At 67.7% G+C, this 20,553-nt stretch carries 14 protein-coding genes; 8 read left to right on the forward strand and 6 right to left on the reverse strand.

The genetic code is table 11. The features are described from left to right. Positions 1-7: 7 nt before the first annotated feature. Entirely contained in the window at positions 8-3,601 is a 3,594-nt protein-coding gene (recB, locus tag AB1Z25_RS18890) for an exodeoxyribonuclease V subunit beta (protein ID WP_486635906.1), read from the reverse strand. 71 nt (positions 3,602-3,672) lie between these two features. Continuing rightward, positions 3,673-4,389, reverse strand: coding sequence for an SDR family NAD(P)-dependent oxidoreductase (locus AB1Z25_RS18895; RefSeq protein ID WP_107800646.1), 717 nt, complete (start codon positions 4,387-4,389; stop codon positions 3,673-3,675). Positions 4,390-4,525: 136 nt separating this feature from the next. Here AB1Z25_RS18895 and AB1Z25_RS18900 point away from each other — a divergent pair, with 136 nt between their 5' ends. Continuing rightward, entirely contained in the window at positions 4,526-5,221 is a 696-nt protein-coding gene (locus AB1Z25_RS18900) for a S4 domain-containing protein (RefSeq protein ID WP_486635907.1), read from the forward strand. Here the strand turns inward: AB1Z25_RS18900 and AB1Z25_RS18905 are convergent. After that, positions 5,194-6,360, reverse strand: a complete 1,167-nt coding sequence (locus AB1Z25_RS18905; protein WP_227105048.1) for a glycerate kinase — start codon at positions 6,358-6,360, stop codon at positions 5,194-5,196. The two genes, AB1Z25_RS18900 and AB1Z25_RS18905, sit on opposite strands and share 28 nt — an antisense overlap. Before the next feature lie 37 nt (positions 6,361-6,397). Continuing rightward, on the reverse strand, positions 6,398-7,717 hold the full coding sequence (locus AB1Z25_RS18910; RefSeq protein WP_227105050.1) for an MFS transporter: 1,320 nt from the start codon (positions 7,715-7,717) through the stop codon (positions 6,398-6,400). A gap of 184 nt (positions 7,718-7,901) precedes the next feature. On the opposite strand from AB1Z25_RS18910, the gene AB1Z25_RS18915 reads away from it, so the two are divergent. The 7 genes from AB1Z25_RS18915 to AB1Z25_RS18945 all read left to right on the forward strand — a co-directional run bounded on the left by AB1Z25_RS18915 (position 7,902) and on the right by AB1Z25_RS18945 (position 16,222). Further along, positions 7,902-9,038 (forward strand): sugar diacid recognition domain-containing protein, encoded by a 1,137-nt coding sequence (locus AB1Z25_RS18915; RefSeq protein ID WP_107800650.1) that lies wholly within the window; start codon positions 7,902-7,904, stop codon positions 9,036-9,038. Positions 9,039-9,289: 251 nt separating this feature from the next. Continuing rightward, complete coding sequence (locus AB1Z25_RS18920; protein WP_486635908.1) at positions 9,290-11,848, forward strand: hypothetical protein; 2,559 nt, start codon at positions 9,290-9,292, stop codon at positions 11,846-11,848. Between the two features lie 93 nt (positions 11,849-11,941). Beyond that, positions 11,942-12,175 carry a DUF485 domain-containing protein gene (locus tag AB1Z25_RS18925; RefSeq protein WP_486635909.1) on the forward strand — a complete coding sequence of 78 codons (234 nt, stop codon included), beginning with the start codon at positions 11,942-11,944 and terminating at the stop codon, positions 12,173-12,175. Then, positions 12,172-13,674, forward strand: a complete 1,503-nt coding sequence (locus AB1Z25_RS18930; RefSeq protein WP_486635910.1) for a sodium:solute symporter family transporter — start codon at positions 12,172-12,174, stop codon at positions 13,672-13,674. The genes AB1Z25_RS18925 and AB1Z25_RS18930 overlap by 4 nt, the downstream gene beginning before the upstream one ends. A gap of 5 nt (positions 13,675-13,679) precedes the next feature. After that, entirely contained in the window at positions 13,680-14,303 is a 624-nt protein-coding gene (locus tag AB1Z25_RS18935) for a glutathione S-transferase family protein (RefSeq protein ID WP_227105058.1), read from the forward strand. 19 nt (positions 14,304-14,322) lie between these two features. Next, positions 14,323-14,838 (forward strand): cupin domain-containing protein, encoded by a 516-nt coding sequence (locus AB1Z25_RS18940; RefSeq protein ID WP_107800656.1) that lies wholly within the window; start codon positions 14,323-14,325, stop codon positions 14,836-14,838. A gap of 1 nt (position 14,839) precedes the next feature. After that, positions 14,840-16,222, forward strand: coding sequence for an FAD-binding oxidoreductase (locus tag AB1Z25_RS18945; protein WP_253313680.1), 1,383 nt, complete (start codon positions 14,840-14,842; stop codon positions 16,220-16,222). An 18-nt stretch (positions 16,223-16,240) separates the two neighbouring features. On the opposite strand, the gene AB1Z25_RS18950 is transcribed toward AB1Z25_RS18945, so the two are convergent. After that, positions 16,241-18,100, reverse strand: coding sequence for a tetratricopeptide repeat protein (locus tag AB1Z25_RS18950; RefSeq protein ID WP_486635911.1), 1,860 nt, complete (start codon positions 18,098-18,100; stop codon positions 16,241-16,243). Positions 18,101-18,381: 281 nt separating this feature from the next. After that, positions 18,382-20,259 (reverse strand): methyl-accepting chemotaxis protein, encoded by a 1,878-nt coding sequence (locus AB1Z25_RS18955; RefSeq protein ID WP_107800661.1) that lies wholly within the window; start codon positions 20,257-20,259, stop codon positions 18,382-18,384. Between the last annotated feature and the right edge of the window lie 294 nt (positions 20,260-20,553).

The raw sequence follows: 20,553 nt of genomic DNA on the forward strand, positions 1-20,553 counted from the left end.
CGCATTCCTACGCATGCCCGGCGAACCATTGGTCCAGCGCCTCCAGCAAGGCCGGCGCGGGCTGATCGCTCCAGATCCCGCAAGCGTCGGCGCCGACGCCGCGCAGATAGAGATAACGCACGCCGCCGAAGCGGGCGGCGAAGTCCACGCCGCGCGCGCTGAAATAGCGCCGCAGGGCCACGCAGTAAATCAGATATTGCAGATAATAATGTTCTTGGGCGATGGATTCCGCCAGCCGCTCGGCGCGATAGTCTTCGCGCCGCCCGCCCAGGTGGTTGGATTTATAGTCCACCAGATAAATGCGCCCGTCGGACTCGAACACCAGGTCCATGAAGCCCTTGAGAAAACCGCGCACGGTGGAAAAGTCCAGTTGCGCCGCCGCCGCGCGCAAGGGCGCGGCCAGGCCGTGTTCCGGCGCGGACAGGATGGCGGCCAGCTTAGCCACCTCCAGCCTGGGCGCCGGCAGCATGAACTCCATCTCCACCAGCCGCTTGCCGTCTGGCACCTCGGCCAGTCTCACCCCCGGATCCAGTTCCGCGTTCAGCGTGGCCGCCACCATCTCGCAGCCGGCGTCGGCCCACTCCGGCGCGAAGCCGTGCTTGGCCAAGGCCCGCTCCACCGCCTGCCGCAGGCCGGCGTCGTCCACGCCGAAGCTGATGGTTTCAAAAATCTCGTGCAGGCAGGTGCCGGCCTTGGCCCCGCGCGGAAAACCGAAACGATCCAGGGCCGGCGGCTCCGGCGCTTCCGCCGCCGCCGCGGGCTGGCCCGCGTCGTGGTCCGGGCTCTCCTGCCATTTGCCGGCCGCCTGCGCGTGGGTCAGCGAGGTGAAGCTGGCCACCCGCCACGGCGCGGCCAGCCGGCGCGTGAACGCTTGAGCCTGATAATCCCGCCCCGTTTCGCGCCGCGCGGCCAAGGCCGGCCGCGCGCCGTCCTCCTCCAGCACCGCGCAAGCGCCTGCCGCGGCGGCGTTGGCCGTCGCCGCGAACGCCTCCAGCTCCCGCCTGAGCACGGCGTCGTCCAGTTCCAGCGTTTCCAGCTCCGGCAAGGCGCGCGCGTCGCGGCCGTGCAGCAGCCAGCTCAGCGCCGCCGTCTCCATGCCGCGCACCCAGCCCCAGCACAGGTATTGGCGATATTGCGCCCGGGTCAGCGCCACGTAGAGCAGACGCAGTTTCTCCGCCAACAGTTCGCTGCGCGCCGCCAGTTTCACCTCGGCGTCGGCCGCGGCGTCCGGCGCCAGCCAGGATTGATCCTGGGCGTGGTAGCGCCAGAACGCGGCGTCGCGTCGCTCCAGCGCGCCGCCCCACAAAAAAGGGCAGAAGGCCACCGGGTATTGCAGGCCCTTGGCGGTGTGGATGGTGACGATTTTGACCAGGGCCGCGTCGCTCTCCAGCCTCAGCACCGCCTCCTCTCCGCCCGGCGGCTGCGCCACCCGCGTTTCCAGCCAGCCCAGCAGCGGCGCCATGCCCTGGCGCTGATCGCTCTCTTGTTGCAGCAGTTCGGCCAGATGAGACAGATTGGTCAGCCTGCGTTCGCCGTCCGGCATCGGCAGCAGGCGTTCGGCCACCCGTTCCCGTGCGAAGAAATGCCGCCAGGCGGCCATGAAGCCGCGCTCCCGCCATAGCAGGTGGTCGGCGGCGTTGGCCTGCAGCTGCGCTTCCCAGCGCGCCTCGTCCTCCACCCGGGCCAACAACTCTCCGGCGTCGACCCCGGCCAGTTCGGTCACCAGCGCCGCGCGCAGCCGCGCCTCGCTGGCCGGCTCCGCCCAGGCGCGCAGCAAGGCCAGCATCTCGCCGGCCTCGCGGCTGGCGAACACGCTCTCCTGGGTCAGCGCCACGCTGGCCACGCCGCGTTCGGCCAAGGACTGGCGCACCCGGTCTCCCTGACGATGGGTGGACACCAGCACGGCGATGTCGCCGCCGGCCAAGGGCCGGCGCGCCTCGCCGGCGACGATGGCGGCGCGGTCGACCGCGGCCAGCGCCAGCAGACGCGCGATCTCGTCGGCGCAGGCCTCGGCGGCCCCTTCGGCGGCGGCTTCTCCGCTGGCGGCCTTGCCCTCGGTCTCCGGTCTCAGCCATTGAAAGCAGAACGGCGGCCTGTCGTCGTCGATGTCCAGCCGACCGCCGGAGGCCGGTTGCGCCGCCACCGGCTGATAGGCGATGCCCTCGATCAGAAACGGCAGTTCCCGCGCGAACAGCGCGTTGACGGTGCTGACCAGCGGAGCCTCGGAGCGGCGGTTGGTGTCCAGCGTGTAATGATGTTGCGCGTCGTTACGCGCCGCCAGGTAGGCGAAGATGTCGGCGCCGCGGAAACTGTAGATCGCCTGCTTCGGATCCCCCACCAGGAAGACCGGCCGCCGCTGCGCGACGAAGCAATGTCGGAAGATGGAATACTGAATGGGGTCCGTGTCCTGGAATTCGTCGATCAAGGCCACCTGGAAGCTGCGCGCCACGTGGGCCGCCAGCAGCGGACCGCTGATCGGGTCGGTCAACGCCGCGCCCAGATCGGTCAACAGGTCGTCGAAACTGCGGCTGCGCTCCCCCACGCGGCGCGCGCTCAATTGTTCATTGGTCCAGGCGATCAGCTCCAGCTTGAGTTGCGCCACCGACAGCGCCACCTCTTCCATATAAGCGTCCCAGGCGCTCAGCCAGGCCTCCGTCAAGGCGAACAAGGGGTGCTCCGGCGCGGCGTGGCCTTTCTTCATGCCCTTGGCCAGCGAGGCCGGCAGCAGCTTGTCCAGCTGGCGACGGCTCTCCTTGTCCAGCACCGGGGTGGTCTCCGGCGCGGCCAGCAGGCCGTCCAGGGCGCCGATGGCGCGTTCGATAATGGCCGGGCTGTAGCTGCGCGCGTTGAAGCCGACGGCGGCGCGCAGCAGATCGGCGGCCTCCGCCGCGCCTTCCGGCCGCGCCGCCAGCGCCCGCCAGCCCCGCTCCACCGCGAGCAAGGCGCGCTCCAGGCCGGCCACGTGCGGCGCGCGCATGCGCAGATAGGGCTTGGACAGATAGGGCCGGATGTCCGCCAGCCAGCCGTCCGGCGTTTCGCCGTTGTCCACCAGCACTTGGGCGAGCAAGGGATCGTCCACCACCCGCCTCCGCCAGAAGTCGTCGACGATCTCGATCAAGCGCTCCTCGTCGTCGCTGACCAGTTCGGCTTCGAAGGTCTGGCTGCTTTCAAAGGCGGCGTCGGTCAGCACCCGCTGGCAGAAGCCGTGGATGGTGTAGATGGCGGCGGCGTCGAAGCCGGTGATCGCGGCCTTGAGCCGCTGCGAGGCCTGCTCCCGCGCCGCGCCGGGCGGGAAACGCGCCGCCAGCGCCGACAGAAAGGGATCGCCGCCGGCCTCGCCCTCTCCGGCCAGCGTCTGCGCCAGCTCGCTCAAGCGCCGGCGCAGCCGTTCGCGCAGCTCCGCGGTGGCGGCCTTGGTATAGGTCACCACCAGCACTTGATCGACGGTGGGCGGCGGCTGACCGTCGCGCTCTTCCAGCAATAACCGGGCGAACAGAGCCGCAATGGTCCAGGTTTTGCCGGTGCCGGCCGAGGCTTCGATCAGGTTGATGCCGCTCAGCGGGCAGTTCAGCGCGTCCAGCGCTTGGGGAAGCAGGCTCATGATGGCGACACTTTAATGCGATTCGGCCATTTAAACGACCCGTCATCGGGGCCAGCGTCGCTTGTCCGCATTCAGAAGCGCTCGTCCAGGATAGCGGGCAGGACGATTTCCCGCGCGAAGGAGGCGTCGGACAAATTCAGCAAGGCGCGCGTCAGGCTCACCACGTCGTGCAGCGGGATCAGCTGGCCGGCGCCGCGCTCGGCGGCGTGTTCGCGGGGCACGGACAAATCGTCCTCCGTATTGAGGTAGCCCAATTGCAGGCAGGTCACGGCCAGGCGCTGCGCGCGGTATTCCTCCCGCAGCGCGTCGGCCATGCCGCTCAAGGCGAACTTGCTGGCGGCGAAAGCCACTTCGGGACGGCCGCTGCGCGGCAGGCCCGAAGTCGACCCCGTCAGGATGAGCTGCGGCTTGGCCGCGCCCGACATGCGCGGCAGCAGATGTTTGAGCAGCAGAATCGTCGAAGCGATATTGACCTGGACCACTTCCATCAGCTCCAGATCCGAACAGCGGGAAAACGCATAGGAGGACTCAAACGCCTCCCGCTCCCAGATCCCCACATTGCACATCACCACGTCCAGCCGTTCCGGCAGCGCGCTCATCACTTGCTCCACGGCCAGCGCCGGCTTGGACAAATCGGCCTCTATCCAGTCCAGCGCAACGCCGGCCGGCGGCTTCAGGTCTTCCGGCCGGCGCCTGGAAACGCCGATCACGCGGTCGCCCTCCCGCCCCAATCCTTCCACAAAAGCCTTGCCAAGGCCCCGGCTCGCTCCAATGATCAGTATATTCACGGCGTCTCCAAAATGAATCTGCGCGGCGGTTCCGCGGCAGTGACAGACGAGAAGGATACCTGATTCGTCAAATTTGTCGGCCACGCCGGCAAAGGGGATAATCGCCGCCCGAACCCCGCATTCAAGGCCTGACACAATGAGCGACGCCGCAATCCGACTTTCAAAACGCATGGTGGAACTGGGCCTGTGCACGCGGCGCGAAGCCGACGCCTGCATCGAGCAGGGCCTGGTGAAAGTGGACGGCCAGGTCGTCACCGCGCTGGGCAGCCGGGTGGAGCCGCAGCAGCGCGTCGAACTCCTGGGCCGGCCCGACGCGCAGCGCGACGCGGCGGTCACCCTGCTGCTGCACAAGCCGGCCGGCGCCGAGCCGCTGTCCCTGCTGGGCCCGGACAGCCAGATGCCGGGCGACGTCAGCGGGCTGAGCTGGCTGCCGCGCCATCGCCAGCATCTGCAAGGTGTCGGCGCCGTCGCCGATCGCGCCCACGGCCTGGTGGCGCTGACCCAGGACCGCAAGCTGGCGCAGCGGCTGGCCGATTGCCAGCTGGAATTCCTGATCAATGTCGACGCCGCGCCCGCCGCCGCCGAACTGCAACAAAGGCAGAGCGGCCTGCGCCCCGGCGGCAAACCGCCGCGCGAACTCAAAGTCTCGCGCCAGAGCGACCGACAACTGCGCCTGGTGCTCGCGGCGCGCGACGCGCGCTGGCTGGACGATATCTGCGCCGGCCTGGGCGTCAGCCCGCTGGCGCTGCGCTGCATCCGCATCGGCCGGCTGGCGATAGGCCAGTTGGCGGCCGGGCAGTGGCGTTATGTGCCGGACTTCGAGCGTTTCTGAGAACCCAGCTTCATGCCCAGCGCCAGCGCCGCCGCCGCGTTGCGCGCGGCGCGGCTGACATTGTCCGCGGCCTCGGCCAAGGCCTGTTCCTGGCTGCACGGCCGGCTGACCGCGGCGAACACCGCGTCCAGCCCGTGCGCGTGGGTCAGTTCGCTGCCCGCGCCCAGACAACCGCCTATCGCCAGCACCGGCACCCCATGACGCCGGGCGACGCGGGCGACGCCTATCGGCGTCTTGCCTTGCACGCTCTGGCTATCGATGCGGCCTTCGCCGGTCACCGCCAGATCGGCGTCGGCCAACGCCGCGTCCAGGCCGACGGCCTCGGCGACGATGGCGCTGCCGGAGCGCAGCCGGCCGCCCAGGCAGGCCAGCAGCGCGGCGCCCATGCCGCCGGCCGCGCCGGCCCCGGCCGCCTCGGCCGCGGCCACGCCCGACTCGCCTTCCATCAAGACCGCGAAATGCGCCAAAGCCGCATCCAGCGCCGCCACCATCGCCGGCGTCGCGCCCTTCTGCGGCCCGAACACCGCCGACGCGCCGCGCGGGCCGGTCAGGGGGTTGTCCACGTCGCAGGCCACGTCGATGCGGCAGGCCGCCAGCCGCGGGTCCAGCCCGGACAGGTCCAGCCGCGCCAGGCTCGCCAAGGCCGCGCCGCCGGCCGGCAGCTCGCCTCCATCCGCGTCCAGCAGCCTGGCGCCCAGCGCCTGCAACATGCCGGCGCCGCCGTCGTTGGTGGCGCTGCCGCCTATGCCCAGCACAAAGCGGCGCGCGCCGGCGTCCAGCGCGTCGCGGATCAGATCTCCGGTGCCGTGGCTGCCGGTCAGCAAGGGATTGCGCCGTTCCGGCGGCAATAAGGCCAGGCCGCTGGCGGCGGCCATTTCTATCACCGCCACGCCGTCCGCGGTCAGCCCGTAGCGCGCGGACAAGGTCTCGCCCAGCGGGCCTCGCGCCGACGCCTCGCGCCACTGGCCGCCCAGGGCGTCCAGCATCGCCTGCACCGTGCCCTCGCCGCCGTCCGCCATCGGCAGCTTGTGGTAGCGGGCGGCGGGAAACACCTGACGGAAGCCGTCCTCTATCGCCTGGGCCACCTGCAGCGCGCTCAGGCTTTCCTTGTAGGAGTCCGGGGCAATCACGATTTTCATGCGGTTTTCAATCACAAGAGACGACGATGGCAAGATATTAGCGATTGACCAGCCGCGGCGGAATCCGCAGCACCAGCAGCGCGCCGGCCAGCATCACGCCGGACAGAATGTACAGCGCCGGATCCGTGCTGTGAGTCAGGTCCTTGATCCAGCCCACCAGGAAGGGGCTGACGAAGCCGGCCACCTGGCCCAGCGAATTGATCAAGGCCAGCCCGCCGGCAGCGGCCGCGCTGCCGAGAAAGGCGGTGGGCAGCGGCCAGAACATGGACAGGCCGGCCAGCGCGCCCATGGTGGCCAGGCTCAGGCCCAGCATGGACAGCCAGACCGCGCCGCCGCTATTGGCCGCCATCAGCAAGCCCAGCACGCCCATCAGCAGCGGCAGCACCACGTGCCAGCGGCGTTCTCCGCGCCGGTCGCCGGAACGGCCGACCCAGACCATGAAGAAGCAGGCGGCCAGATAAGGCAGCGCGCTGAGCCAGCCGATGACGCCGGCGCTCTGGAAACCCAGACCCTTGATGATGGACGGCAACCAGAAGTTGATCGCGTACACCCCCATCTGGATGGCGAAATAGATCGCGCCCAACATCCACACATTGACGTTGCGCAGCACGCTGGCGAAGGACTGCTCCACCGGCCGCTGCGCCGAGCGCCGCGCCTCGTCGTCGATCAGCGCCTGCCGCATCGCCGCTTTCTCTTCCGCGCTCAGCCAGCGCGCCTCGGCGATGCCGTCGTTCAGATAGAAATACACGCCCAGGCCCAGCAACACCGTGGGCAGGCCTTGCAGCAGGAACAGCCACTGCCAGCCGGCCAGGCCGCCTTGGCCGGCGGCGAAATGCTGCAGCATCCAGCCGGACAGCGGCCCGCCCAACACGCCGGACACCGGGATGGCCGACATGAACAGCGCCATCACCTGGCCGCGCTTGTCGGCCGGAAACCAGCGGGTGAAGTACAGCACGATGCCGGGAAAGAAGCCGGCCTCGGCCACGCCGGTGAAAAAGCGCAGCGTGTAGAAGGACTGCGGCGTGGACACGAACATCAGACAAGCGGACAAGGTGCCCCACACCAGCATCAGCAAGGCGATCCAGCGCCGCGCGCCCACCTTGTGCAGCATCAGATTGCTGGGCACGCCGCACAGCACATAGCCGATGAAGAAAATGCCGGCGCCCAGGCCGTAGACGGTTTCGCTCAAGCCCAGCGCGTCCAGCATCTCCAGCTTGGCGAAGCCGACGTTGACGCGGTCCAGGTAGTTGAACAGATAACAAACGAAAATGAAGGGAATCAGCCGCCAAACGGCTTTCTTGTAAGCGCCGGCCAGAATGTCCTGCCGCGGCGCGCTCAGGGTATCGCTAGGGTTCACATCCATCTCCTCTGCGCGCGGGGGCTCTCCCTCCGGCGCGTCTCCTTGGTTCTGATGAATATTGTTTTTGTATCGCGTCGCTCATTCTGGTCAGCGCCAACGGAAAATACTTCGTGCAGACGTCTGGTTTATGCGCGGGAATTGCCGGAATATATTATGCAAACGCACAAACCCTGGACGCGCCATGCCCATTCTGACCGCCGAACTCGCGCAGGACATCGTCAGCCGCACCATGCGCATCATTCCGTTCAACGTGAACGTGATGGACGCCCAAGGCGCGATTCTGGGCAGCGGCGACGCCGGCCGGCTGGGGCAGTTGCACGACGGCGCGCTGCTGGCGCTGGCGCAACGACGCACGGTGGAGATAGACGAGGCCACCGCCGGCAAGCTGCACGGCTCCCGTCCCGGCATCAATCTGCCCTTGCACGTGAACGGCCGCATCGCGGGCGTGGTCGGCCTGACCGGCCAGCCGGAGCAGGTTCGCCAGTTCGGCGAACTGGTGCGGCTGACCGCCGAGATGATTCTGGAGCAGGCGCAGTTGCAGCGGGCGCTGCAACACGACGCGCGCCAGCGCGAAGCCTTTGTGCTGGAATGGATACGCGGCGAGCCCGGCGCGGCGCTGGACGCCTGGGCACAGCGCCTGGGGCTGCGCTTGGAACAGCATCATGTGGCGCTGAGCCTGCAACTGGACGAAGAGGGCTTGGCCGCCGATCAGGCCCAGGCGGCGCTGCAACAGCTGCAATCGGCGCTGGCGGCGCGCTGGCCGCGCTTGCTGAGCGCAGCCACCGGCCCTTACGAGCTGGTGCTGGTGGAGGCTTGCGAGGAGGAAGGCGAAGCCGAGCGCGAAGCGCTGCTGCAACGCCGGCTGCGCGCGCTGGCCGCCTGGCTGGAAGAAACGGCGGCGCCCGGCTTCCGCCTGGGCATGGGCATTGCGCTGCCGGGGCGGGACGGCGCGGCCCAATCCTGTCTCAGCGCCCGCGCCGCCGCGCGCATCGGCCGGCAACGGCAGCCCAAGCGGCGGGCGCACAGCTATTACGAACTGGCGCTGCCGGTGCTGCTGTCCGGCCTGGATCACGGCTGGCAGGCCCAGCAATTGCGGCAGCCGCTGCAAAGGCTGGAACAAGCCGGCAAAAGCGGACTGCGCCGCACCGCCGAGGCCTGGTTCGCCCACCAGTCCCACCCCGGCGCCACCGCGCGGGCGCTGCACATCCACCGCAACACGCTGGACTACCGGCTGGGCCGCATCGCCGACATCACCGGACTGGACCTGCAGCGTCACGAGGACCGTTTCCGGCTCTACGTCGCGCTGCTGCTGGGGTGACACTCGCTCGTCGACGGCCTCGGCCTCGGGCTACCGGCCGATGCGCTTGAGCCGCGCCGGCTTGGCCCCCTACTGCGCCAGCGCGATTTCCAGCAAGGTCTCCAGATGCTTATGCGCAGTCCATGACTGCTGCAACGAAACAAGACCAAGACGGCGTATGGACACTTTTTGAGAGGCAGGCTCCAAGCCTGTCTCTAGTATTGCCCCCTGTCGCGATGCCCGAGATCGCCCTCACCGCACAGGACCGCCATATGCCTTCCATCCCCTTTTTCTCAAGTCGCCCCTCCCAGCAGCCTAGCCCGATTGAAGCGCAGCTGCTCGCCAACGCAAAAACCCCGGCAGAACGCCGTGAAGCGGAAAATCTGTTTGCTCAGGTGAAAAAAATACGCAATGCACCCGATTCGTCGGCATCCACGCTTTCGCCCCCCGCCTTTCCCCTCACCTTGAAAAACGTTCTGCTGAGCGGCCTGTATGTCCAGGCCGGGGTCCAACCTCTTCTCAACCGCGAATCGCCATTGCTTCCAGCGTCCTCCGCGCCATCCGCCCTCCCCTCGGCGCTGGTCCAGGTCCACAGCCAGCCCTCTTCCCGCTCCGCGCCTCCACAGCCGGAAACGCCCCTGCTCCGCCAAGCGCGCCATGTCGTTCCCAAACCCAAGACCACGACCGCTGCGCCTGACGACGTCAAGATCGTTAAGATGTTTGATTTTTCCTGCATGAACGAAGGCGAGAATCTGTCCTTCGCCCAAGTGCTGCGCCAAATCGGCAAAACCTTGCGCAATCCCATCACCGCACTGGCCACGGAAAGCAAGCATGTCGACAGCTGGAGACAGGGCCGCGGCTGCGCCACGTCCGAGGAGATCTCGGCCATCACCGACATCACCGAGAAAGTCGATGCCATCACCTCCCAAGTCCTGACGCTGCTGCCAGGCAGCCAGCCCTTGGCCATCGCGCAATACATCGTCGGCCCTCTGCTGGAGCATGCAGCCAATGATCTGGAAGGCAAACCCACCTCGCGGGAAGAAGAACTCAACCTGTTGCAGCAAGTGACCCAACAAGCCCGCTTCAGCATTGATGGGATGAGCCATGCCGAGCGGCAGCGCTTGCAAACCGCGCCCCAGCCTGGCGGCAAGGCTTCAAGAATAGACCTGCCGGCATTCCATCTCAAAAACGGTCGTAACCACATCAAACTCAAAGCCAACGGCAAACACCATGACGTCGCCTTGTTGGAGAAGGATGGCCGCAGCTTTGCGCAAATCCCGGCCAAGCAGCAGGGAAAGTTCGCTAACCGCGAAGTCTATTTCAACCATCTCGCACAGGAATGGCGCTTGCTGGGCGATGGCAAATTCCGGCACTTCAGCAAGCAGGAACAATTAGCCGCCCATAAACTGGCGCTGGGTCCGCATCACTTGCATCGCTCCAGCAGCGCGAACACGCCTCATGTCTACAGCGTTCACAACTCCTTCACTGCGCAACCGGCACGGCTTGAAGCCATCGAGCTGTTTGGCCGCCTGGTGCCCTACCGTCATGAACTCGCCACCGGCAAGGAATACATCTACGATGCCCGCCGGCCTGACGCCGCGCCCCTGGAAGTGGAAAATCGTCTGGGCGAATGGCATCTCAAGCACGAGCTCACGCGACAGGCCACTCCCGAACTGCGCGCGGCCATCGCCAAGCACGACATCGCGCCGCTGGCCCTGGACGAGCGTCAGCTTTCCACGCCCAATCACTTCGGCATCCAGCGCACCGGCGATGGCCAATACGTCCTGGCCATCGACCAGCAGTACTACCCCGTTCAACGGCACGGCAAGCAAGTGCAGCTTGGGGACGCCCGCAATCTGCACATCGAGCTGAGCGCCCACGGCAAGCGCGTCGAGGTGGGATTGGCCAAACCAGCCAGCCGGGACAATCCCGCGTTCAAACTGGTTGACATGCCTATCATCGGCAAGCCGCTGAAAATCCGCGCCGCGCGCAAGGCCATAGGCAAGGCGCTGCCAATCGCGCAAACCAAAATCGCCAATGCGATCCAGGCCTTGAACCGCTCCGACCTTCGCCCCCAAGTCCAGTTGGCGGAGGAGGCCTATTTCGGCAAAACCTTCCATCAGGACCCGAAACGCTTGGCGCAGCTGGGCAAATATCTGGACCAGATCCGGGGCGACCTGGCGCGCATCGACACCGCCAACTTCAATTTCGACAGCCGGGTCGGCTCTCCCACCACGGTGGCGGAACTCTCCAGGGAGCAATACCAGATGCTGGGCCGCAAGCCCAAATCAAAAATCATCAATGTTGGCCGCGATGGCTTCTACGCCTATTACGAACGGATGGGCAAAAACCCGAGCGCGGTCGCCGATGTACTGATCCACGAGCTGTCGCATGGCGGCCCCAACACGCTGGACTTCGCTTATGTCGGTACGCAAAAGCAGGCCCGCGTCGGCGATGTCGATGTATTCGAACTGATCAACCTGGCCAATAAGCATATCGAGAAGGATAGCCGCTACGGCGGCGCCGACCTGCCGCAGATCGATAACATCAACATTGCGTTCAAAGGGCTCAAGAACGCCGACTCCATCGCCCAGTTCGTCTCCTTTCTGGGCAAGGCGGACAGCGACCCTGCCGGTTTCGAGCGCGACTACCAAACGCTGAAGGCCGCCGCCGACCGCTCTGACCATTTTCAACAACGCCTGCCGGAAGGCGTGCCGGTGAGCCGCAACCGCCGCTCCATTGAGACCCCGGTCCCGTCACTGCCGCCGTTGCTATTGCTAGTGGAACGACAAAGCGGCCGTTATCACTTGTATCGTCCGCTCGCAGGCTGATTCACGTGGCCCGCCGCCGGGCAGGGTCCGATCTCCCTGCCCGGCCCGCCGATGCGCTAAACTGTTCGGTTTAGACTTCTTGCGTAATCCCTCATGGGCCAGCCCACTGCCACTCCCCCCCTCTCCCGCCGGCTGGCCTGGATCGCCGCCGCCGGCTGCCTTGGCTACTATCTGCTGCTGGCGCTGCGTCCGGCCTGGCTGGAAGCCAAACTCGCCGGCTGGCCGGCGTCCGTTCTGCTGGCGCTGGCCATGTTCCTGCTGTTCTTCCTGCTGGCCGCCGGCTACGCGCTGGCCGCCGGCCGCGCCGACGACTCGGAGCGCGCATGAACCACGCGTCCGCCTTTTTCCTATTGTTCGTGCTGCTGACCCTGGCCATCACCGCCGCCGCCGCGCGGCGCACCGCCTCGGCCGGCGATTTCTACACCGCCGGCGGCCGCATCCGCGGCTGGCAGAACGGGCTGGCGCTGGCCGGCGACTACCTGTCGGCGGCGGCCTTCCTCGGCGCCGCCGGCCTGTATCTGTCCCAGGGCTACGACTCCCTGGCCTACGCCGTCGGCACCCTGGCCGGCTGGCCGCTCTTGCTGCTGCTGTTGGCGGAAAAGCTGCGCGGCAGCGGCTGCTACACCGCCGCCGCGGTGCTGGGCCGCCGCTTCGACCACGACGGGGTGCGGCTGGCCGCCAGCGTCAACTCGCTGACGGTGACGCTGTTCTACCTGATCGTGCAGATGGTGGGCGCCGGCAAGCTGATCGAGCTGCTGTTCGGCCTGCCCTATCTGGCCGCGGTGAGCCTGGTGGGCGCGCTGATGGTGCTCTACGTGGCGCTGGGCGGGATGTTGGCCACCACCTGGGTGCAGATGGTCAAGGCGGTGCTGATGTTCGGCTGCGCGCTGTTGCTGGCCGGCGGCGTGCTGGCGCGCTTCGGCGGCGATCCTGCGCGGCTGTTCGCCGCCGTGGAGGCCTTGCGCGGGCCGCAGGCCTTCCTGCCCAGCCCGGCGCTGAGCGATCCGCTGGAAGTGCTGTCGCTGGGCCTGGGCCTTTGCCTGGGCCTGCTGGGCCTGCCCCATGTGCTGATGCGCTTCTTCACCGTGCCTGACCGCCGCGCCGCGCGCCAGTCCGCCTGCTTCGCCACCGGCCTGATCGCGCTGTTCTTCGCCGTCAACATCGTCATCGGCTACGGCGCGCTGGCGCTGGTAGGGCCGGAGCCAAGCTTCCACGACGCCGCCGGCAAACTGCTGGGCGGCGGCAATATGGCCGCCATCCACCTGGCCACCTTGCTGGGCGGGCCGGCCTGGCAGGGCCTGGTGGCGGCGGTGGCCTTCGCCACCATCCTGGCGGTGGTGTCCGGCCTGGCCATGGCCGGCGCCAGCGCCATCAGCCACGATCTCTACGCGGTCTGGTGGCGGCGCGGCCGCGTCGACGCCCACGCCGAATTGCGGGTGTCGCGCTGGGCCACCGTCGGCCTGGGCCTGCTGGCCCTGCTGCTGTCCACGCTGTTCCAGCAGCAGAACATCGCCTTCCTGATGGGCCTGGCCTTCGCCATCGCCGCCTCGGCTAATTTTCCGGTGCTGCTGCTGGCCCTGCACTGGCCCGGCCTCAGCGCGCGCGGCGCGCTGTGGGGCAGCCTGGGCGGGCTGGCCGCGGCGGCGGCGCTGATCGTGGCCGGCCCGGCGGTATGGGTGGGCATGCTTGGCCACGCCAAGCCGCTGTTTCCCTACGCCAACCCGGCGCTGTTCTCTGTGCCGCTGGCCTTTGCGCTGGCTTGGCTGGGTTCGCGCCGCGGCGCAACGGCGGTATCATCGGCTAGCGATACTTCTCACCGACCCTGACACTCATGACCACACTGACTCTTTACGGCAACCGACTGTCCGGCCACAGCTACAAGGTGCGCCTGGCGCTGATGCTGGCCGATGTTTCCCATGATTACGTCCATGTGGACCTGGAGCTGCCGCGCGAACAGCGGCCGGAGGATTTCCGCGCCGCCAGCCGTTTCGGCGAAGTGCCGGTGCTGGTGGCCGACGGCACCGCGCTGTGCCAGTCCAACGCCATCCTGCAATGGCTGGCCAATAATTTCGGCCAGCTCAGCGGCGAGCACGGCAGCCGCGAGACCGTGCGCGAATGGCTGAGTTGGGAAGCCAACCGCGTCGGCCTGTCGGTGCCCAATCTGCGCTGGTCGCGGATGAACCGGCTGCCTCAGCCGGAGGTGGAAGCCTGGCTGGAACAGCGCGCGCGCGCCGATCTGGACGCCCTGGACGCCGCCCTGGCCGAACAGCCCTATCTGGCCGGCCAGCGGTTGAGCATCGCCGACCTGTCCGCCAGCGCTTATCTGTGGTGGCTGGCCGACGCCGGCCTGGACATCGCCGCTTGGCCTCAAGTCCGGGCCTGGCTGGAACGCATCGCCCAGCAGCCGGGCTGGCAGCACCCCGATGTGCTGATGGCGCCGGACATTCCCGACTAAGCCCCCACGGAGCCCCGCCATGTCGTCCCGTCCCGATTGCATCCGACACTGGAGCGAGCTGATCGAAGCCCGCTCGCAAAGCTATCCCGACAGCCGGGAGCCGCTGGCGCGCGGCGCGGCGCTGGGCAAGCATTACGGCTTCGCCCGCCTCGGCATCCATCACGAACTGCTGGAGCCGGGCCAGCGCACCAGCTGGCCGCACGCGGAAAAAACCGAGGACGAATTCGTCCACGTGCTGGAGGGCGAGCCCGACGTCTGGCTGGACGGCGCGCTGCACCGGTTGCGGCCCGGCGACTCGGTCGGCTTCAAGGCCGGCACCGGCCTCGCCCACACCTTCATCAACAATAGCGATAAGCCGGTGCGCCTGCTCTGCGTCGGCGACGTCAACCGCGACGACAATCAGGTGCACTACCCGCTGCACCCGGCGCGCAACGCCGCCATCGGCCCGCAGCACTGGAGCGACGCGCCCGAGCGCCCGCAGGGCGATCACGACGGCCTGCCCGATCTGCTGCGCGCGGCCGGAGGCCCTTTCTGACATGCACGATTTTCTCCAAGCCGCCGCGTCCCTGATCGGCCCCGCCCATCTGCTGACCGAAGCCGCCGACACCGCGCCCTACACGCTGGACTGGCGCCGCCGCTACCAGGGCCGCCCGCTGGCGGTGGCCTTGCCCGGCAGCACCGCCGAGGCGGCCGAGCTGGTCAAGCTCTGCCGCCGCCATCAGGTGGCCATCGTGCCGCAGGGCGGCAACACCTCCACCTGCGGCGCGGCCACGCCGGACGCCAGCGGCCGCCAACTGGTGGTGGCGATGCGGCGGCTGCGCGCCGTGCGCAAACTGGACGCGGACAACAACGCCGTCACCGTGGAGGCCGGCGCCACGCTGCGCGAGGTGCAGCTGGCGGCGGAACAGGCCGGACGGCTGTTTCCGCTGTCGCTGGCCTCGGAAGGCAGCTGTCAGATCGGCGGCAATCTGTCCACCAACGCCGGCGGCGTCGCGGTGCTGCGCTACGGCACCATGCGCGAACTGACGCTGGGCCTGGAAGTGGTGCTGCCGGACGGCCGGGTGCTGGACGCGCTGGCCGGCCTGCGCAAGGACACCACCGGCCTGGACCTCAAGCAATGGTTCATCGGCGCCGAGGGACAGCTGGGCCTGATCACCGCCGCCACGCTGAAGCTGTTTCCGCTGCCCAGCGCCCGCGCCACCGCGCTGATCGGCGTGAACGACATCGAAACCGCCATCGTCTGGCTCAACGGCCTGCGCCAACGCTTCGACGACCGCCTCACCGCCTTCGAGGTGATCGAGGCCGACTGCCAACAGGCAATCGAACGCCACCGCCCCGGCCAATTGCCGTTCACCGCGCCGTGGCTGCTCTTGATCGAGCTGTCCGACGGCGGCGACGACGCCGCGCTGAACGAGGCGCTGCTGGACTGGCTGGCCGGGCAAAGCCCGCGCGACGGCGTGGTGGCGCAAAGCGAGGCCGAGCGCCGCAAGCTGTGGCTGCTGCGCGAGGAGATTTCGGAAATCCAGAAACAGGACGGCCCCAGCATCAAGCACGACATCGCCGTGCCCACCTCGGCGCTGCCGCAATTGGTGCGCGACTGCGGCGCCGCGCTGCGCCGCGCTTATCCCGGCGTGCGCATCGTCGCCTTCGGCCACGCCGGCGACGGCAATCTGCACTACAACATCAGCTATACCCGGCCCGGCAACGTCGATCTGTTCGACGACGAGGCGGCGGTCAACGCCATCGTCTACGACCACGTCTACCGCCTGGGCGGCACGCTGGCGGCCGAACACGGCATAGGCCAGCTCAAGCCCCAGTGGCTGGAGCGCTACAAGGACCCGCTGGCGCTGGAGCTGATGCGCGCGCTCAAGGCCGCGCTGGACCCGGAGCGGCTGATGAATCCGGGCAAGTGGCTGTGATGGATTGCCCCGCCCCGCTCAGCCCTTAAGATCCGGATCGCCCGACAAGGCGCTCGCCAAGCGCGCCAGCGGCGCCGTCCAGTCCCCAGCCTCGCTTTGGCGGAACAGACGATGGTGCGGATACCAGGGCGTGGTTTCGCTCTCCAGCCCCCAGCGCCAGTCGGCGTGCCGCGCCGACAGCAGCAAGGCGCAAGGCAGCCCCAAAGCGCCGGCCAGATGGCCGAAGGCGGTGTCCACCGTCACCAGTCCGTCCAGCTCCGCCAGCAAGGCGGCGCTGGCGGCGAAGTCCGCCAACTCATCGCCCAGGGCCGGCACGCCGCGCGCGCGCAGCCAATCGCGCTCGGCCTGGTTCAGCTCAGGCTGCAAGGCCAGCCACTGAACGCCGGGCAAGGCCAGCAGGGGAAGCAACGCCTCCGGGCCCGGCAAGGAGCGGCAATGGTCGAACTCGTGCTCCGGACGGCCGCGCCACACCAGGCCCAGCTTGCGGCCGCCGGCCGGCAAGCGCGCGCGCCAGGCGGCGCGGCCGGCGTCGTCGGCGCGCAGATAGGCCGGCGCTGGCGCGGGCTCCGGCTGCAAGAGGCCGGGCAAACTCATGGAAAACACATGGCAATCGTGTGCCGGCCACGGACCGGCGAGATCGCTTATCGGCAGCCACTCCACCGGCCAGCCCTGCGCTTGCAGCAAGGGCAGCAGGACAGGCCGGCAGGCGACGATCACGCGCGCCGGCCCGCGCCCCAGCAGCAGCGGCAGGTAACGCGCCGTCTGCAAGGCGTCGCCGTAACCCTGCTCGAACCACAGCAGCAGACGGCGGCCAGCCAAGGCCTCGCCGCGCCAGCGCGGTGAGCTCAAGGCCGGCGACGGCGCGGTTTCCAGCCGCGCCTCGTGCAAGGGCCAGCCCTCGCCCCAACGCCCCTGGGTCAGCAGCAAATAGCCCAGATTGCGACGCAGCCCGGCGTGCAGCGGCTGAGCGTCCAGCCCCGCGCGCAGCGTAGTTTCGGCCTCTTCCCAGCCGCCTTGCTGCGCCAGAGCCAGCGCCAATTGCTGATGAGCGTCCGCGTCCGACGGCTCCAGCGCCAAGGCGCGGCGCGCCAGCGGCTCCGCCTCCTCGCTGCGCCCCTGCCGCCACAAACACAGGGCCAGATTGCCCAGCACCTGCGCCTGTTCCGGCGCGCGCTCCGCCGCCGCGCTCAGGCAGGCCTCGGCCTCGGCCCAACGCCGCTGCGCCTGCAACAACAAACCCAGATTGCTCAGCGCGCCGGCATGGCTCGCCTCCAGCGCCAGCGCCCGGCGCAACAGCGTTTCCGCCTCGGCCCGCTCCCCTCGCTCCGCCAGCCTTTGTCCCAGCAGATTGAGCGCGTCCACGTCGTCCGGCGCGCAGGCCAGCGCCCGGCGCAAGCAGTCCTCGGCCTCCTCCGGCCGCAGCCGATACAATAAACGGCCCAGATTGAAGCAATGAACGGCGGACTGCGGCCGCAGCCGCAGGGACAGCCGATACTGGGCTTCGGCTTCCTCTAGCCGTCCCGCCTCCTCCAGCAAGACGCCCAGATTGCCTTGGCAGGCGGCGTGCTCCGGACGCTGCGCCAGTTCCGCGCGGTAATGCGCCTCCGCCTGCGCCAACTGGCCTTGCGCCATCAGGCAGCGGCCCAGATTGTAATGGGCGTCCGGCGTCCGCGGATCGCATTGCAGCGCCTGACGCCAGCACTGCTCGGCCATGGCCAGTTGCTCCAGCCGCGCCGCGCATACGCCCAGCAGGTTCCACAATTCGGCATTGTCGGCCTGGGCCTGCAAGCCGCTTTGCGCGGCCAGCAAGGCGCCGTTCAGATCGCCGGCGGCCAATAAGGCGCCGGCGCGCAAGGCGTGGGAAGTCGGTTCGGTCATAAGTTTTCAGCGCCCGGAACGCAAGCGCCCCGGCCCCGTTCCGATTAAGCGCTTTTTGAAATCAGCGGAATATCGTCTCCCGCATAGTAACCAGCATCTCTCCTTGATGAAAACGCCCTTTGCCGTGCTCCGCCTGAATTTCCTCCACGCGCGGCGGCCTTTTCACAGGGTGGGCGGCAAGAACGCTGCCTGCCGGCTGGATGCTGGGGCCGGCTGAGCCGCCGCCTATGAAAACGGCCGGGGAGCAAGCTCCCCGGCCGTGTGTTCTCGCTCTCGCCGTTTTACAAACGGAATTTGTCGAACTCGGCGTTCATCTTGCCGGCATTGAGCGACAAGCCGGTCAGCGTGCTGCTGACGTTCTGCAAGGCGTCGTCGTTTTCCAGCACATGGCCGTTGATCGCCTCCGAGCTTTGCGCAATCAAGGTGGTCGCCTTGTGCTGCTCGCTGGTGGAATCCGAAATCTCGTTCATCTTGGCCACCACGTCCAACATGGACGCGCGGATTTCCTCGATCTTGGCCACCGCTTCGCGGGTCAGTTCCACGCCCTCGTCCACCGCGGCCACGGTCTGGTTGACGTCGTTGACCGCGCGGCCGGTTTCGTCGCGGATGGCGCTGACCATATTGGAGATTTCCAGCGTGGCCTGGGCGGTGCGCTCGGCCAGCTTGCGCACCTCGTCCGCCACCACCGCGAAACCGCGGCCCTGTTCGCCGGCGCGCGCGGCCTCGATCGCCGCGTTCAAGGCCAGCAGATTGGTCTGGTCGGCGATGTCGCGGATCACATTGGTGATGCCGGAAATTTCCTGAGAGCGCTTGTCCAGCGAGGACAACATGGTTTCCAGGCCGCGCACCGACTGCACCGTGCCCTCCATGCCGCTGGACAGCCTTTGCATATTGCTGGCGCTGGCCTCCAGGCTGGCGCCGGTCAGGCTGGTCAGCTCGTCGGCCTGCCGCGCGCTGTCGGCGATGTGGGAGATGGACACCGTGATCTGCTCCAGCGTGGCCGCGTTGGACGAGGACACATCGGAAATATGGCGCGAGCTGTCCGCCACGCCGGCCACCAGCTGGCTGGCGTCCTGCACCCCGTTGACCACGCCGGCGGCGTCCTGCTTCAGGCCGCGGAACAGCTGGGCCAATTGGGCGACGAAGGTGTTGAAGGCGCGCGCGGTGGCGGCGATTTCATCCTGGCCGTCGTCCTTCAGCCGCAAGGTCAGATCGCCCTCGCCGTGGGAAATGTCCTCCATCGCGTTCTTCAGCCGCACCAGGCCGGCCAGCATGCGGCCTATCACCAGACTCGCCAGCGGGATCATCAGCACGAACACCAGCGCGGTCAGGCCGGCGATGGTGTACAGCAGCGTGGTCAGCGGCGCCAGCACGGTGGCGCGGTCCGCCGCCAAGGCCATCACCCAGTTGGTGCCGGGGATTTCCTGCGCCGACAACAGCATGGCCTGGCCGCCGATCTGCACTTCCGACGCCTGGTCGTGGCTGACGATATCCGCCAGCCGTTCCGGCGTCAGTTCCGGCGCCACGCTGGTGATGGGCTTCAGCGCCAGATCGGTTTGCGGATGGGCGATCACCGTGCCCTTCTTGTCCATGATGAAGGCGTAGCCGTTGCCGCGCACTTTCAGGCCCAGCACCGATTTCACCAGCGTGTCCACCATCACGTCGCCGCCCACCACGCCGGCGAAAGCGCCGTTGTGGTTGAAGGGCGCGGAAATGGTCACCGTCAGTTTCTTGGTGGCTTCGTCCAGATAGGGGTCGGTCACCACCGCCTGGCCGCTGTCCTTGGCGCGCTTGTACCAATCGCGGTCGGCCACCTTGTAGTCGGCCGGCGCCGTCCAATCATCGGAAAACAGCGAGCGGCCGTCGGCGTAGCCGGCGTAGTTGACGTTGAAACCGCCGGCCTTGGCGCCGGTCTTGAGGAAGCGGAGGGCGTCGGGCTCGGACGCCATCGTGCTCTGCGCGACAATCTGCTGTTTCTTCTCGCCCAGCCAGGTGGTCACCACCGCGCTTTGTCCCATCAGGCTGGCCTCGAACTCCTGGTCCAGACCCTGCAATATTTCCGTGCGCATCTGCACGAAGACGATGACCACCAGCACCAAACCAAACAGCGCCATCAATAGCGCGTTCAGGGCGATCAGCCGGCTACGGAGCGATTTCATAACAGTCCTTTTTCTCGCGTGATTGACAACCATGGTTTTGATGCCCCGCCTTGCCGCGCGACACTCCCCTTACCGTTGGCAGCCAATTGTTATTGTTGGTTTATCTTCGGCCAGTTTAACGGATGTAACCCGTTTTAAATATCAAATATGGGTACAGTTGTGACAGATTATGATTTTGTTTGATCAAACACAGGAGCAAGGGAAGACGCGCGCCGGACGGCGGGCAAAAAAAACCCCCTGCGGTTTGACAACGGCAGGGGCCAACACGAGGAAGAAACGTCGTCCGGCGGACCG

This window comes from Chromobacterium sp. HL1 (assembly GCF_057418835.1).